The organism is Pantoea sp. GM01 (genome assembly GCF_000282675.1).
Taxonomy (GTDB): Bacteria; Pseudomonadota; Gammaproteobacteria; order Enterobacterales; family Enterobacteriaceae; genus Pantoea; species Pantoea nemavictus.
This window is the reverse complement of the sequence record NZ_AKIU01000050.1, coordinates 43,743-59,278: the sequence shown is the minus strand read 5'-3', so window position 1 is coordinate 59,278 and position 15,536 is coordinate 43,743. Positions and strand designations below refer to the sequence as shown.

General features: G+C 57.3%; 16 protein-coding genes. 2 read left to right on the top strand and 14 right to left on the bottom strand.

From position 1 onward, the window contains the following. Positions 1–103: 103 nt before the first annotated feature. From PMI17_RS14900 to PMI17_RS14865, 8 genes are all read right to left on the bottom strand, one after another. Entirely contained in the window at positions 104–754 is a 651-nt protein-coding gene (locus PMI17_RS14900; protein ID WP_009128401.1) for a methionine ABC transporter permease, read from the bottom strand. Then, complete coding sequence (locus PMI17_RS14895; protein WP_009128400.1) at positions 738–1,838, bottom strand: methionine ABC transporter ATP-binding protein; 1,101 nt, start codon at positions 1,836–1,838, stop codon at positions 738–740. Before PMI17_RS14895 ends, PMI17_RS14900 begins: the two co-directional genes overlap by 17 nt. Positions 1,839–1,840: 2 nt before the next feature. Beyond that, complete coding sequence (locus PMI17_RS14890) at positions 1,841–2,647, bottom strand: MetQ/NlpA family ABC transporter substrate-binding protein (protein ID WP_009128399.1); 807 nt, start codon at positions 2,645–2,647, stop codon at positions 1,841–1,843. Between the two features lie 20 nt (positions 2,648–2,667). Further along, positions 2,668–4,029, bottom strand: a complete 1,362-nt coding sequence (locus tag PMI17_RS14885) for an LLM class flavin-dependent oxidoreductase (RefSeq protein WP_009128398.1) — start codon at positions 4,027–4,029, stop codon at positions 2,668–2,670. Further along, positions 4,026–5,228 (bottom strand): SfnB family sulfur acquisition oxidoreductase, encoded by a 1,203-nt coding sequence (locus PMI17_RS14880; RefSeq protein ID WP_009128397.1) that lies wholly within the window; start codon positions 5,226–5,228, stop codon positions 4,026–4,028. The genes PMI17_RS14885 and PMI17_RS14880 overlap by 4 nt, the downstream gene beginning before the upstream one ends. A gap of 9 nt (positions 5,229–5,237) precedes the next feature. After that, positions 5,238–6,443 (bottom strand): SfnB family sulfur acquisition oxidoreductase, encoded by a 1,206-nt coding sequence (locus tag PMI17_RS14875; RefSeq protein WP_009128395.1) that lies wholly within the window; start codon positions 6,441–6,443, stop codon positions 5,238–5,240. A 346-nt stretch (positions 6,444–6,789) separates the two neighbouring features. Next, complete coding sequence (locus tag PMI17_RS14870; protein WP_009128393.1) at positions 6,790–7,239, bottom strand: hypothetical protein; 450 nt, start codon at positions 7,237–7,239, stop codon at positions 6,790–6,792. After that, positions 7,196–7,435: a hypothetical protein gene (locus PMI17_RS14865; RefSeq protein WP_009128391.1), complete on the bottom strand. Its 240-nt coding sequence runs from the start codon at positions 7,433–7,435 to the stop codon at positions 7,196–7,198. Before PMI17_RS14865 ends, PMI17_RS14870 begins: the two co-directional genes overlap by 44 nt. 194 nt (positions 7,436–7,629) lie before the next feature. Here PMI17_RS14865 and PMI17_RS14860 point away from each other — a divergent pair, with 194 nt between their 5' ends. Together PMI17_RS14860 and PMI17_RS14855 are read left to right on the top strand one after the other, a co-directional pair. Beyond that, positions 7,630–9,024 (top strand): amidase, encoded by a 1,395-nt coding sequence (locus PMI17_RS14860; RefSeq protein ID WP_009128390.1) that lies wholly within the window; start codon positions 7,630–7,632, stop codon positions 9,022–9,024. 118 nt (positions 9,025–9,142) lie between these two features. After that, the gene (locus PMI17_RS14855; RefSeq protein ID WP_009128389.1) at positions 9,143–10,090 is read left to right on the top strand and encodes a helix-turn-helix domain-containing protein; all 948 of its coding nucleotides are present in this window, start codon (positions 9,143–9,145) and stop codon (positions 10,088–10,090) included. Here the strand turns inward: PMI17_RS14855 and PMI17_RS14850 are convergent, their stop codons facing one another. The 6 genes from PMI17_RS14850 to PMI17_RS14825 form a co-directional block, all read right to left on the bottom strand. Next, positions 10,091–10,657, bottom strand: a complete 567-nt coding sequence (locus PMI17_RS14850) for an ANTAR domain-containing response regulator (RefSeq protein ID WP_009128388.1) — start codon at positions 10,655–10,657, stop codon at positions 10,091–10,093. A 217-nt stretch (positions 10,658–10,874) separates the two neighbouring features. Then, positions 10,875–11,579: an ABC transporter ATP-binding protein gene (locus tag PMI17_RS14845; RefSeq protein ID WP_009128387.1), complete on the bottom strand. Its 705-nt coding sequence runs from the start codon at positions 11,577–11,579 to the stop codon at positions 10,875–10,877. Further along, positions 11,572–12,303: an ATP-binding cassette domain-containing protein gene (locus PMI17_RS14840; protein ID WP_009128386.1), complete on the bottom strand. Its 732-nt coding sequence runs from the start codon at positions 12,301–12,303 to the stop codon at positions 11,572–11,574. Before PMI17_RS14840 ends, PMI17_RS14845 begins: the two co-directional genes overlap by 8 nt. Next, positions 12,300–13,331: a branched-chain amino acid ABC transporter permease gene (locus PMI17_RS14835; protein WP_009128384.1), complete on the bottom strand. Its 1,032-nt coding sequence runs from the start codon at positions 13,329–13,331 to the stop codon at positions 12,300–12,302. The genes PMI17_RS14840 and PMI17_RS14835 overlap by 4 nt, the downstream gene beginning before the upstream one ends. Beyond that, the gene (locus PMI17_RS14830; RefSeq protein ID WP_009128382.1) at positions 13,331–14,200 is read right to left on the bottom strand and encodes a branched-chain amino acid ABC transporter permease; all 870 of its coding nucleotides are present in this window, start codon (positions 14,198–14,200) and stop codon (positions 13,331–13,333) included. Before PMI17_RS14830 ends, PMI17_RS14835 begins: the two co-directional genes overlap by 1 nt. 11 nt (positions 14,201–14,211) lie before the next feature. Further along, positions 14,212–15,453, bottom strand: a complete 1,242-nt coding sequence (locus tag PMI17_RS14825) for an ABC transporter substrate-binding protein (protein ID WP_009128375.1) — start codon at positions 15,451–15,453, stop codon at positions 14,212–14,214. Positions 15,454–15,536: the final 83 nt, after the last annotated feature.

Sequence of the window (15,536 nt, the reverse complement as noted above, 5' to 3'; positions counted from 1 at the left end):
CGGTCGCCGCACGGCATAGCTGAAACTGCCCCAGCCGAGGGCGAACGAAAGTTGCTCAGTGCTTAACTGATCGGCATTACGCCATTTATGGCGACCGCTCATATCAGCGGTGATTTAGCCTGCGCGACAACCTGTCGCCAAAAAACTGCAATACCGTGACCAGCGCCACCAGCACCACAATCACCGTCAGCATCACCTGCATATCAAAGCGCTGATAACCATAGCGATATGCCAGATCGCCCAAACCACCGGCACCAATCGCGCCGGCCATCGCGGAGGCATTAATCATCGTCACCAGCGTAATGGTAAATCCGCTGACGATGCCCGGCCGCGCTTCGGGCAACAGCACATGCCAGATAATATGCCAGCGATGAAAACCCATCGCCTGCGCCGCTTCGGTCAATCCTTTATCCACTTCACGCAGGCTCACTTCGGCGATTCGCGCAAAGAACGGTGTTGCCGCCAGCGTGAGCGGCACTACCGCCGCCCACACGCCGTAGGTGGTGCCGACGATCCAGCGGGTAAAGGGGATCAGCGCCACCATCAGGATCAAAAACGGAATCGAACGGAACAGGTTCACCACCCAGCCAAGCACACGATTCAGCAGCGGACTGGGAAACAGATCGCCGCGTCCAGTCACCACCAAAATCACCGCCATCGGCAAGCCCAAGGCCAGCGCCAGCAGCGACGACACGCCAACCATCAGCAGCGTATCCAGCAGCGCCACCCATAAACGATCAATAGCCAGTGACATAGCCCGGAATCTCCAGTTGGTCAGCAACAGAGGTTAATAGTGCACGCGCAGCGTCAGATTCATGGCGCGCATCCAGCAGCAGCAACATCTGCCCGGTCGGTTTGCCATCCACCCACTCCACCGCGCTAAACAGCAGAGTCAGCTCACCGGCAACGCGCGTACTGAGCGCGGCCAAGTCCGGCTGCGCGCCTTGTCCGGTGTAGCGCAGCCGCACCAGCAGACGCGAATCGGTGCGCTGACGCGTCGGCGTCAACAGCGGTTGAATCGCTTCCGGCAGCGCGCTGAATTGCGGATTCAGCAGTTGCCGCGTGGTCTCTTGCTGCGGATCGCTATACACCTGCCACACCGGCCCACGCTCAATGATTTCGCCCTGATCGATCACCGCCACCTGATGACAAAGATCGTGTACTACGTCCATCTCATGGGTGATCAAAATGATGGTGATGTGGCGCTGTTGATTGATCTTCTTCAGCAACGCCAGAATCGCGCGCGTGGTTTCCGGATCGAGCGCCGAGGTTGCCTCGTCGCACAGCAGCAGTTCGGGATCGTGCACCAAGGCGCGCGCAATGCCGACCCGCTGCTTCTGGCCGCCGGACAGCTGCGCAGGCCAGGCGTGCTGGCGCTGTTCCAGCCCCACCAGCGCCAGCAGTTCATCCACCTTGCGCCGCCGCTCAGCCGCAGGCACGCCCGCCACTTTCATCGGCAGCTCAATGTTTTCACGCACCGTTTTGGCAGAGAGCAAATTGAAGTGCTGGAAAATCATGCCGGTACGACGTCGCCAATCTACCAGCTGACGATCGCTCAGGCTGCCGAGATCGATGCCGTCAATCACCACCTGCCCGCTTGTCGGGTTTTCCAGCCGGTTAAGGCAGCGAATCAGCGTTGATTTTCCGGCGCCGCTGCGGCCAATAATGCCGAAAATCTCGCCGCGCTTAACCTGCAGATCGACCGCTTTCAATGCGTCCAGGCTTTGTCCGGGATAGCGTTTACTTAAGCCGCGAATCTGCACGTGCACTCTCCCTGCCGTCTCGGCCGTCGGTGACAGCAACGCATCGCGCTCGCCGGGTAGCGTCAGGCTAACCATGCTTACTGGCTCCAGCCCGGCTGATACAGCTTGCCGTAGAAGTCATCCAGTTTGGCGCGCACTACCGGTGAATGCTGGTAGATATCGACAAACTTCGCCAGGCGCGGATCGTTCTGATGGCCATCACGAATCACGAACTGAATCACATATTCCGGATGCTCAAGGCCATCAAACAGCAAGGCCTTGTTGGGATCGATGGTCTTCGACAGGCGCAGATAGTGCGGATAGCCTTGCGCTAAATCGACTTCATCCAGCGATCGCGACAGCTGCACCGCTTCCACTTCGATAATCTTCAGATGCTTTGGATTGCTGACAATGTCATCCACGGTCGATTTGAGGCCCGCGCCCGGTTTCAGCGTAATCAGTTTGGCTTTTTGCAGCAGCAGCAGGCCGCGCGCGCCGTTGATCGGATCGTTAGCAATTGCCACCGTGCCGCCATCGGGAATCTGGTCAATCGCCGTATGTTTTTTCGAATAGAGGCCGATATTGTTGATGATGGCGGGTGCAAAAGGCACCAGATGGAATCCGCCCTGCTGGTTGGCGTTCTCAAGGAACGGCTTATGCTGGAACAGGTTGACGTCGATGTCGCCGTTTTCCACGCTGACGTTTGGCGCCGTCCAGTCGGTGAACTCCACCAGCTCAACGTTCAAACCCTGTTTTTTCGCTTCGGCCACCGCGGTTTCCAGTGGCGGCGCAAAGGCGGCGGTGGTGCCGACTTTGAGCGGTCCGCTGTAGTTCTCGGCAGCAATGGCGCTAAACGCCAGCAGTGCGACGCTGGCAGCCAGCGCGAATTGACGTGCAATTTTCATATCAGATCCCTGAGGTTAAATTAACGAAGGTTAACGCCGTCGCGCCAGCGTGCCGCCGGATGACGATCGGGCAAACGGTCTTGCTGTTGAAAGATTTTTTGCCTTAACGAACCGGGCTGATAGGCGGTTTTAAAGCGGCCGCGCTGCTGCAATTCCGGAACAACCAGATCGATAAAATCACGGTAGCTCTGCGGGTTGAGGATGCGCGTCAGGTTAAAGCCGTCGATATCGCCTTCATCGATCCACTTGATCAACGCATCGGCGACCTGGCTCGGATTACCGACGATCAGCGGATAGCGGCTGCCCATCGCGTGCTGCTCCAGCAAACGACGACGCGTCCAGCCGCTAAAGGCTTTGCTTACCGATTCTATCGCGCGCGTGTCGCCGGTCTGAATCGGCTCATCCAGCTCGAAGGCCGCCAAATCCAACCCAATCGAGCTGGAGAAGTGGGCGATGCCGGCTTCCGGGCTGGCATAGTCGAGATAGCTGCGCTGCTTCTCCTGCGCCTCACGCTCGCCAGGCGCCACAATCACGCTGACGCCCATAAAGATGCGCAGATCGTCAGGATGGCGTCCGGCAGCCACCGCCGCCTGACGCAGACGCGTGGATTGCTCGCGCATCGCCGCCGGGGACGCCGCATTAACAAAGCTGCACTCGGCATGACGCCCGGCAAACTGCACGCCGCGCGTTGAGGAACCGGCCTGAAATAGCAGCGGCGTGCGCTGCGGTGATGGACTGCTGAGGTGATAGCCCTGCACCTGATAAAACTCGCCCTGATGATTGATTTGCTTGATCTTGCTGGCATCGGCGTACAGATGATTGGCCTTATCCTGCACCAACGCATCGTCCTGCCAGCTGCCTTCCCACAATTTGTAGGTGACATCCAGAAACTCATCGGCCTGATCGTAGCGGCGATCGTGCGCCAGCAGTTGTTGCTGGCCCATGGCGCGCGCGGCGCTATCAAGATAACCGGTGACGATGTTCCAGCCGATGCGCCCATTGGTCAGGTGATCGAGCGTGGAAAGTCGGCGCGCGAACGGATACGGCGCTTCATAACTCAGGTTGGCGGTGACGCCAAAGCCCAGATGCTGCGTAACGCTCGCCATGCCGGAAATCAGCATTAGCGGATCGTTAACCGGCAGCTGAATCGACTCTTTGGCGGTCAGGCCAATGCCCTGCTGATAGACGTCGTACACACCGAGAATATCGGCGATAAACAGCCCATCAAATAGCCCGCGCTCCAGCAAACGCGCCAGATCCAGCCAGTAATCGAGCGAATTGAAATCCACTGAACGATCCTGCGGATGTGTCCACATGCCGTGATGAATGTGCCCAACGCAGTTCATATTGAAGGCGTTAAGCAGAATCTGTTTTTGACTCATATCGTTCCCCGACGCGGTGGCAGCACGCCATTCAGCAGGTAATTGCCAATCGCCGGATATTTCCAGCGCACCGGATCGTGCAGGGTGTGGGTGCGCGCATTGCGCCAGTGGCGGTCAAAGTTGTGTTCGCGCAGGCTGGAACGCGATCCGCCCAGTTCAAACAGCAGATTACTGGCCTCCAGCGACACTTCAGTGGTCCAGGCGCGCGCCTTCGCCACGTCGACTGAAGCTAGCGCCACGTTTTCCGCACTGGGTTCGCGCTGCGCCACGTCAACGGCGTCACCGGCAATTGCCAGCAGCGCATCACCTGCGCTAAGTCGCGCGGCAAGGCGACCGGTACGATCGAGCGTCAATGGGTCATCGCTGGCGCGTTCCACACCGCTGTCCGGCCACGGACGTGCACGCTGGCGCAGAAAATCAAGCATGTCATTAAAGGCTGCACGCGCGATGCCTTGATCGATGGCGGCATGCATAATCTGCGCAAACGGCCCAACGGTGCTCGGCCGTTCAAACGCCGTCTGGAATGGCACCACATCTTCCGGCGCAATCGCCACATCGCGGAACTGCACGCTGCCGCTGCCGGTGGTGCGCTGACCAAAGCCGCTCCAGTCATCGATCACGTTGACGCCTGGCTGCTGGCGCGGCACAAACACCAGCTGTTCTTTACCGTCATCGGCAATCGCCAGCGTCGGAATACGATCGGCGTATAACGCGCCGGTGCAGTAAAACTTGTTGCCGTTGAGACGCAATCCCTCAGCCTGCTGCGAAACTGCAGTCGATCGCTGATGCGCGGCCGGCGAGCTGAACTCCGCCAGCGCATTGCCGTGATGCACGCCGTCCAGCACCTCGGCATACAGCCGTTTTTTCTGCGCCTCGCTGCCGTTGATGCGCAGCACTTCCAGCGCGTAAAAATGGTTCTGCGGCACCTGACCAATCGAACCGTCGGCAGCGCTTAACATCACGAAAATCTCAGCCAATTCAGCGCTAGAAATTTCAATGCCACCGAAGGCGCGCGGCACGGTGATGGCGCCGAGCCCGGATTGAAACAGCTGCTGCAACTCGGTGTGCGGCAGCTCACGTTCGCGGTCGCGCTGGGACGAACCGGCACGAAAACGTGCTGCTAATTCCTGCGCCACCTGTAACGCTTGCTGGGCTGTCGCGATGCGCGTCGCGCGCTGTTTAGGCAATACCTGCGTCATGGTTGCTCCTTAAATCCACGCATGACGCGCAGGCAGCGCATCATTGAGGTAATAGTTGCCGATAGCGTGGGTTTTCCAGCGCACCGGATCGTGCAAAGTGTGGGTGCGCGCATTGCGCCAGTGGCGATCGAGCCCGTGGCGCAGCAGCGTGCCGCGACTGCCGCCCCATTCCAGCAATTTCTCACTGGCACGCAGCGCAACCTCGGTGGTGAGCACTTTGGCTTCCGCCACCGCAATCGACGCGCGCGCGCAATTTTCAGCGGTCAGCGCTTGCCGATCGATGCTGTCCAGTACGCGGGCGGCACGCGCCAGCAGCGCATTGGCGGCGCTCAGATCGGTGCTGATGCGGCCCACGTCGGCGAGAATATAGGGATCGTCGGCATTGCGGCTGACATTGGCATACACCCACGGTCGCGAGCTGCTGCGCACAAACTCCAGTGCCTCATCCAGCGCGCCCTGAGCAATCCCGGCATCAATCGCAGCCTGAATCAGCTGTGAAACCGCGCCGCGCAGCGTCGGCTTTTCCGACGCAGGCAGCGACATCAGCAGTGCCGGATCCACCACCACCTGCTGCAGTTTCACCGTGCCACTGGCAGTAGTGCGCTGTCCGATGCCGGACCAGTCATCGACAATTTCTACGCCCTGCGCTGGCAACGGAATAAACGCCATGGTCGGCTGCTGGTCATACATGGCGGTGGTGACCAGAATGTCGGCGAATAGCGCGCCGGTAGAGTAGAACTTCTCCCCAGTAAGCTGCACACCTTGTGACGTTGTCACCAATTGCGCTTGCACATCGCGCGTGTGTTTGGTGTTTTTCTCTGGCCCTCCATTGCCAAGGCGCTTGCCGTCGACCACCGCACGTAACAACTGCTGTTGTTGCGCTGCAGAACCTTCACCGAGGATGAACTGAATCAGGCCAAAGTGGTTTTGTGGGATTTGCCCGAGCGACGGATCGCTGGCGGAGATCAGTCGAAATACCTCAGCTACCGTCTGGAACGACAAGCCTGCGCCGCCAAATTCACGCGGCACGCTGATGCTACCAAGGCCCAATAAGGTGAATTGGTTCAGCAGCTCAATCGGGTATAGACGTTGTTGATCGCGCTCGACTGCACCGCTTTTCGCCTGTTCGGCTAAATGGCGTGCGGCGGCAATCGCCTGTGCATCGCTGCTTAATACCGCGGCGCGGTTAATAATCTCGTCACTGTTTTGCGTCATAGCTGATTTCACTTTTACTGCACAGCGAATAGTAAGCCTGCACTGAATAAGCCAGCAGGCGTTGGAATTAATAACGGGTTGAAAGCGATGATAATCAGCAGAGTTTAAGCAAGTAAATAGCGCGGTTATGCTATATCTGGCAATGAGTTTCCATTATTAAGCTATCGATTTATTTAGACACAACAAAGGGCTACAGGCGGCGCTGCGAGGAGTAGCTGAGTATAAAAAAGCGGCGAGTAATTCTTAAGATCAAATAACGCAATTGAATTTTAATTAATGCATATGGTTATTTTGTAGGGTCGCCATTAATGGCGACCTTACGACGACAATGCAACGGATTAGGCATTTATATTTGCGCATCAAACTGCGCGGCGGCGAATAAACGGCTCGATTCGCTTTTCACGCTGTGCGGGATCTCTACGCTGTCGATCAACTGCGCCTGCTGATAGGGTTTCACCGTCTCATTTTGCGTCAGCTGCTGCGAATAGTTTGCAGTCAAATCCCCTTTCTTATTCTGCGTCACCGACGTCTGGCTGCGCTCTTCATCATCAATCAGATGATATTTGTAGTTCTGCGACGATTTCTGTTCGGTAAGTTTCACCGCTGAGGCGGAATCCAGCGCGGTATGGAAACTGGCTTTCAGTTTAAACAGCGTCTGCTGGCTCAAATCCTGGCTATCGTCATGCTGCTGCGTGGTGGTTTTTTGCGCCACATTGAGTGAGAAGCTATCTTCCTCTTCCGGCTTATACGGATTACCGGAAATCGGCGTCTGCTGATTGCAGGCTGCTGGAGACATCCACGGAGCTTTGTACCTGTGCAGGCACGATTTTGTAGATCGCTGCGATGGCGTCACTCGCCTCGCTGAAGGTCACTTTGGTGGAGGCGTCTGTCGTTAAGGCATTTTGCACGGTTTTGTTGTTGACCGTCGGTGTAACCACCGCGTTAGAAGCGATTAAATTTCTCAGTACGCTGCTGCCAATCCCATTTAGCATGAAAATAATCCTCGTTATGTACTATTCCGCTATGTTATCGGCGAGAATTTCGGCAGCTTTAGTGTTTTGTCACCCGCACCACACCACGAGTTGGCATTTCTGGCACAGCATCTGTCTGGTTAAACACAGCCCGCACCACGCGCCTGACTTAGGTTATTCATCAGCACATCTCTCACTCACGAGGAAAGGTCAGGATGAATAATCTGCATTACAAAAGCTTGCTGGAAATTGGCCGTCTAATTCAGTCGGGCGACATCTCCTCGCTTGAGGTCACGCAAACGCTGCTGGCGCGTATCGATACGTTGGATCGTGACTTACACAGCTACTTCTACATCATGCGTGACAGCGCGCTGAGGCAGGCGGCCGAAGCCGATGCAGAGATTGCCCAGGGCAAAATGCGTGGCCCGCTGCACGGTGTGCCGATTGCGTTGAAAGATCTGATCTGGACCAAAGATGCCCCCACCAGCCACGGCATGATCATCCACAAGGATCACTATCCAGACGAAAACTCCACCGTGGTGGAACGCTTCCGCGCGGCGGGTGCGGTGATTCTCGGCAAGCTGACGCAAACCGAAAGCGCCTTCGCCGATCACCATCCCGAAATCACCCGCCCCAATAATCCGTGGGGCAGCGCGTTGTGGACCGGCGTCTCCTCCAGCGGATCCGGCGTCGCTACCGCAGCGGGCTTGTGCTTTGGCTCGATTGGCACCGATACCGGCGGTTCCATTCGCTTCCCGTCTAACGCCAACGGCCTGACCGGGATTAAACCAACCTGGGGCCGCGTGACACGTCACGGCGCCTGTGAACTGGCGGCATCCCTCGACCACATCGGCCCTATGGCGCGCAACGCCGCTGACGCCGCTGCCATGCTGCAAGCCATTGCCGGTCGCGATGACAAAGATTCCACTTCCAGCAGCGAACCGGTACCTGATTATCTGGCGCTAATGACGCGCGGTATTAGCAAAATGCGCATCGGTGTCGATAAAAGCTGGGCGCTGGAGAAAGTGGATGAAGAGACGCGGGCGGCGCTGCAAGCGGCTATCGCCACGTTGAGTTCGCTCGGTGCCACATTGGTGGATATTACGCTGCCGGATACCGAACAAGCCGCCACCGAGTGGAGCGCGCTGTGCGCCGTGGAAACCGCACTGGCGCATGAAAAGACCTATCCAGCGCAGAAAGATCAATACGGCCCGGGTTTGGCGGGTCTGCTGGATCTCGGCCACAGCGTCACCGCACTCGAGTATCAGCGGCTGCTGCTCAATCGTGCGGCGCTGCGCGGCGATATTTCCGCACTCTTTACTCAGGTCGATTTGATTCTCGCTCCCGCGACCGCCTATGCCGGATTAACCTGGGACACCATGACCCGTTTTGGTACCGATCAGGCACTGTTTAACGGCGTGCTGCGCTATACCAGTGCATTCGATGCCAGCGGACATCCCACCATTACCTTGCCGTGCGGCATGACGGCAACCGGCGCGCCTATTGGCTTCCAGCTGGTCGCGGCGCATTTCGCTGAAACCACCATGATTCAGGGCGCGTGGGCCTTCCAGCAGGTTACCGATTGGCATAAACAGCATCCTGCGCTGTAAATCTTTCGCCTTTGCCGCCTCCACAGCATCGGGGCGGCCCTTTCACCCGCTGATGGCCTGAAACTTGCTTTAACTCCTCTACTTCCGCCCTTTTTCGCCATGTTTAGGGGATGCTGATATGAAAGAGCTGTTCACCACCGATGATCTCGATAATCGTCATCGCTTCGATGCCTGGCGCGATGCGGTGTGCTCACGTTTGATCAAGGCCGAAGCGCGGCAAATGCACGCCGGTGCGTTTTCCGGCAGCTTCGCCTATTCGATGTTAGGCCAACTGGATATCGCTAATCACGTATCGCATACCGCGCTGATGTGGCAACGCACGCCGGAGTGCATTCGCCGCCATCCTAATCACGATTTCTATCTGGGTTACATCAGTGCGGGCAGCGGTACGCTGCGTCAGAATGGTCACCAGTCACGCGTTAGCGCTGGCGACGTGGTGATTTACGATGCAGCCACGCCGTTTGATTTTGCGATGGACAATGTCGCCATCAATATCGTGCATCTGCCGCGTCACATCATGGAGAAAGAGGCACCTGCCACGGCAAAACTGGCGGGTAAAACGCTGGACCTTACGCGGCCCGGCATGACCTCGCTTAAACAACTGCTGCAGGAAGCCTTTGTGTTTAACGCCGAGCGGGAGAATGCGTTTCTGGCCGCGCAGTTTGCTAATACGCTGCTGAATATGATTTCGGTCAGCGTTAATTTGCAGCACAGCGAGCAGGCGTTGAAACCCGATCTCTATTCGCGCGTAGTACTTTTTTTGCGCCAGAATCTGCAGGAGCCGGAGTTATCAGTGGCGCAGATAGCCAATGCGCATCACGTTTCTCCGCGCACCATCAGCCGGGTGTTCGCCGCCCACGGCACCACCCCGATGAACTTCCTCTGGCAGGAGCGCCTGCACGCCTGCCGCCGCATTCTGGCGGAAGGCAAAGCGCGCAATATTACGCAGGTGGCGCTGGATCATGGTTTTAGCGACATGTCGCACTTCAGCCTGGCGTTTCGCAAAGCCTTTGGTTATACGCCCAGCAGCCTGCTGCGACTGCCGGACGCTCAGGCGCAGGAGTAACTACTTTTGCAGAGTATTAATCACGCGTTGCGCGGTAAATTCCAGGCTGCTGCGCGTGTTCATCGCTTCACTGCGCATTAAACGATACGCGCCGGACTCATCAAGGCCAAAGGTTTGCATTAACACGCCCTTGGCCTGCGCTAACCTTTCACCACGCGCTCTGCGCACCTGTAGCCGCTCGCGCTGGCGCACGGTTTTTAACGTGCCGATGATCTGCACAATTAAGGCAAAGGGATTGATTTCTCGCTCGGCGATGGCGCTGGGCTGAAGTTGCAGCAGCAGCGGAAACAGCCGCGCATTGTGGCAATCGGCCAGCGCAACAAGGGGAATGTCCCGCTGCTGGGCGCTGCTGAAGAGGCCAGGCAGCGCTTGCTGCTGATGGGCGTCAATCGCCACCAGCAGCAGTTGTGTTTCCGCAGGGAATGACGCCGCGGGCGGCCAACTGTGTTGCGCGTGACAGCCCAGCTGCGCCAGCGAGGCGCAAAACGCGCGCACGCTTTGTGAGTCAGGATGGAAAATATGCAGCCGAACACCAGAAAGCGTTGCCAGTAATGATTGTTCAATCATGATTCATCCTATGCGCATCCCGAAAAAGGAAGCTTCACAGTAAGCGAGCGGATGAGTTAACGCTTTGCTGATGCTGCCGGGTGCTGTGTCAAGGAGGACAAACGTGCCGCCAATCCCTCACCCTAACCCTCTCCCGCAAGCAGGAGAGGGAACCGTTCGGCGCGCTTTCCCACCCTCTCCCGCAAGCGAGAGATGGCTGGGGTAAGGGCAATCTACCTCACACGTGAAACCCCAAAAACTGCTCCGCCACGCTGGCGCTCGACTGGGTTTTCGGATCGATTTTCTGCACAATCTGCCCCTTCTCGATCACATGAATCTGGTCGGAAAGCGCATACAGAAACTCAATATCCTGCTCCACCAGAATGATTGAAATATCCATCTCATGGCGCAGCCGCTGTAACGTCGCAATAATCTCCTCGCAGATATTCGGTTGAATCCCCTCCGTCGGCTCATCCAGCAGCACCAGCTGCGGTTGTCCGCACAAGCAGCGCGCCAGCGCCAGCAGTTGCTGCTCGCCACCCGAAAGCGCGCCGCCGGGCTGTGCCAGCAGGCGTTTCAGGCGCGGAAAGATCTCCAGCATCTGCTCGATAATCTGCCCGGCGCGTGAAAAGTGTTTCACGCAGCCCATGCGCAAATTCTCTTCTACCGTTAGCAACGGAAAAATCTGGCGCCCCTGCGGCACAAATCCAATCCCCGCCGCCGCGCGCTGATGCGCCTGATAACGCGTAATATCGATGCCGTTCAGCGCAATGCTGCCCTGCCAGGCAGGTAGTTCGCCCATAATGGTGCGCAGTAGCGTGGTTTTGCCCATGCCGTTGCGGCCCAGCACTCCGGTAAAGGATTTAGCACCGACAAACAGCTCGGATAGGTTCAGCACCGGTATTTTGTTGTAGCCCGAGACCATCTCTTTTATTTCAAGCATGTTTAATCTCCAGATTGCCGAGATACGCCTCTTTCACCAGCGGATTTTGCGTCACTTCGCGGAAACTGCCCTCCGCCAGCAGCGCGCCCTGATTAAACACCGTTACTCGCTGCGCAATCATGCTGATGAACTCCATGTCGTGCTCCACCACCACCACCGTGCTCTGCTGGTTAATGGTTTTGATCAGCTGCGCCGTTTTGCGCACCTCCTGATGCGTCATGCCTGCCGCCGGTTCGTCCAGCAGCACCAGCTGCGGTTTTGAGATTAGAATCATGCCCAACTCCACCCACTGCCGCTGACCGTGTGCCAGCTCCGAAAGCACCGCATGCTGCAGTTCGGCGAGCCCAATATCCTCCAGCACCCGATCAATCGCCGCTGGCAGCGCGGCTTTTGCCAGCTTATTCGCCGCCGCCTGCCACAGGTTTTCCCGGATGCTTAAGCCCTCGAACACGCTCGGCACCTGGGTTTTAATGCCGATCCCCAGACGTGCAATCTCCCACGGCCGTTTACCGGAGATCACCCGATCGCGATAGCGACACTCGCCGCGCGTTGGCGTCACCTGCCCGCTTAACATTTTGAAAAAGGTACTTTTGCCGGCACCGTTTGGGCCGATCAGGCAGCGCAACTCACCTTCATGCAGAGTAAAATCCACCTCTTTTACTGCATGAACGCCACCAAAGCTGACGCCCATCTTGCGGGTTTCCAGCAACACATTGGCCGTCATGGTTTCACCTCACTCACCTGCGCACGGCTGGCCGTGGCGCTCATCGTTCGCTTGCGCCGCACCAAACGCTGCAGCGTGGGCAAAATGCCGCCCGGAATCAGCAACACAAACACCGCCAGAATCACCCCCAGCACTAAATTGACGTCCACGGTTTGCTGCGCACCCAGCCGCGTCACCATCCACTGCAACAGCACGCAGCTGATCACCGGGCCGAGCAGCGTGCCGCGCCCGCCGACAATCACCCAAATAATGATCTGCGCTGACTGGCTGATGCTGAACACGCCAGGACTGACAAACGCGCCCCAGTTGACGTACAGACAACCGGCTAAACCGGCAATCGCTGCGCCGATGGCAAAGGTCGCCAGCTTATGTGCCGGCACGTTATAGCCGAGCAAACCGGCGCGCTGTTCGTTCTCACGGATCGCCACCACGGTTTTGCCGAAACGGCTCAGCAGCACAAATTTCAGCAAGGCGTAACAGAGCGCCAGACAGCCCGCCGTGACCATAAAGATCGCTTCCGGTGACAAAATGGCCTCGGGCTGGAACGGCAGGTTGAGCGTCGGCACCGACGGAATCCCATTGAAGCCGCCCAGCAGCGCCTCACCAAGGTGATACTCGCTACCGGAAGTGGAGTTGATCCAGTTAAACAGCACCAGACTCACCGCCAGCGTTATTGCGCCGAGATAAACATCGCTGACGCCGCCATAAAAAATCACATAGCCGAGCAGCAGCGAGAACAGCGTAGGCAGCAGCACCGCCATCACCACCGCCCAGGTGGAGTCGCCCCAGTTAATCGCGCAGATGGCATAGGTGTAAGCGCCCAGGCCGAAAAACGCCGCCTGGCCGAAGCACAAAATACCGCCGTAACCCCAGATAAACGCCAGACTGAGTGACAGCAATCCCATCACCAGAAACACCGTCAGTGATAGCAAGGTGTAGAGCTCAATCGTGCCGGAGAGCCACAGCGCCACTAGCACCATTACCAGCGCGGTAAGCACAATCTGGACTTTCTCAGAGAAAAATTTCATTACAGCGATCTCCTGAAGAAGCGTCCGGTGATGCCCTGCGGCATCAGGCGGAGCAACACAATCGCACTCAGCAGCAGCGCCACCGCCCCGAACACCGGCGTGGAGGCATAGGTCACCAGCTGGGAAATGGTGCCGAACAGCGTGGATGAGGAGAGCGTGCCGGCGATAATCGCGCTGCCGCCGCCGATCACCGTGATAAAGGCTTTGGCAATAAAGCTGACGCCAATGGTTGGGATGACGCCGGTAATCGGCGCTAACAGCGCGCCGCCTAAACCGGAAAGCGCCGCGCCGAGTCCAAACGTCAGGCTGTAGATTTTGCCCGGATTGCTGCCAAGCGCCGCGGCCATGCGGGCGTTTTGCATGGTGGCGCGAGCGCACAACCCTAAGGTGGTAAAGCGCAGCAGCAGCCACAGCGCCCCGATCAAGCCCAGCGCAAACACAATCATGAACAGCGAATAGCCGCTGGTGCTGTAGCTGCCCACGTTAACGCTCGGCAGTGGTGAGCTGATGCCTAAAGTGGTGTTGCCGAACAGCATGGTGGCGGCACCAATCAAGGCCAGGCTCAAGCCCCAGGTGGCCAACATGGTGTCGATCATCCGCCCATACAGATGACGAATGATCACGCGCTCCACCACCGCGCCGAAGACGCCCACGGTGAGCGGTGCGATCACCAGCATGGCGATCCAAATCGGCACGCCCCACTGGTTGGTTGCCAGAATCGCGCTGTAGCCGCCCAGCATCATGAATTCGCCGTGCGCCATATTGACGATTTTCATCATGCCGAATACGACCGCCAGCCCAACGCTCATGATGATCAGTACGGCAATGGCATTGAGCACTTCAATGCCGTAGATAATGAACAGATCCATAGCGGCTCCTGTTACAGCTCAATTTGATACTGTTTGGTATCGCGCGGATTTTTCTTCAGATCGCACACCATCGCGGTATCCACCGGCGCTTGATTGGGGAAGGTTTCCAGGATTTTCATCTGATGGTTTTCCACTTCGGCGATGTGCACATCCAGCGAACAGTGATGGGTAGCCGGATCGACGCTGAGCTTGCCGCTGGGCGACGTTAGCGTGATGCCGGATTCCAGCGCCTCAATCACCTTCATGCGATCGATATCGCCCGCTTTGCGTACCCCTTCTGCCCAAATCAGCATGCCCTGATAGGCGCCCATGGCTAAATCGCTGATATACGGCGTATTGGCACCGTAGCGTGCATGGAATTTTTCGACAAAGGCCTGGTTCTCTGGCGAGGGAATTTCCTGCATATAGTTGGCCGCCACCAGAATGCCGTTGCTCTCTTCCGGCGATAGAATGATGTGTTCGTTGCCGCCGCCAAACACCGTCGAGGCAATCGGGATCTTGCCGCTCATACCGGCGGCATGCCACTGGCGGTAGAACGAGATGTGCGCGCCGCCCACCAGCGCCGACCACACCATGTCGGGTTTTGCGCTCTGGATTTTAGAAATTGCGGCACCAAAATCGGTGATATCCAGCGGGAAGAATTCCACGGTCATCACTTCGCCACCGTTATCACGCACCGATTTTTTCACCCAGGCAGAGACGATCTGACCGTAGTTATAATCCGCTGCCAGCACGTAAACTTTTTTACCCCACTTTTTCACCGCATAAGGCACCAGCTTTTCCACGGTTTGTGCCGGAGTAGAACCGGAGGAGAAATAGTTGCGGTCACACACTCCACCTTCATACTGCGCCGGATAAAAATAGAGCGAGCGAAAACGATCCAATACCGGACGAATTACTTCGCGTGAGGCTGAGGTTATTCCACCGTGCACCACTGCCACTTTGTCTTTTAGCGCCGCCTGCTGCGCATATTGCGCATAAAGCTGCATGTTGGACTGCGCATCGTAATTAATGACCTGCAGTGGACGCCCTAATAATCCACCTGCGGCATTGATCTCTTCCGCGGCCAGATTAACCGCATTCGACATCGGTTTACCGTAGATATCGAGGCCGCCGGAGAGGTCGAGAATACTGGCGACTTTAATGGCGTCCTTGCTATCGGCGGCGAAAGTGAATTTAGGCGCCACGCCTGCAGCTAATCCCAATGCCGATACCGCTGAACCCTGGATAAATGAACGACGACTAATAGCCATAACATCCCCTTAAGGAAGTAAAGAAAAATAATTGGGAGGTTTCCGGGAGGCCGGAGAGAATAAGAGAGATCGGCAGACGGCGT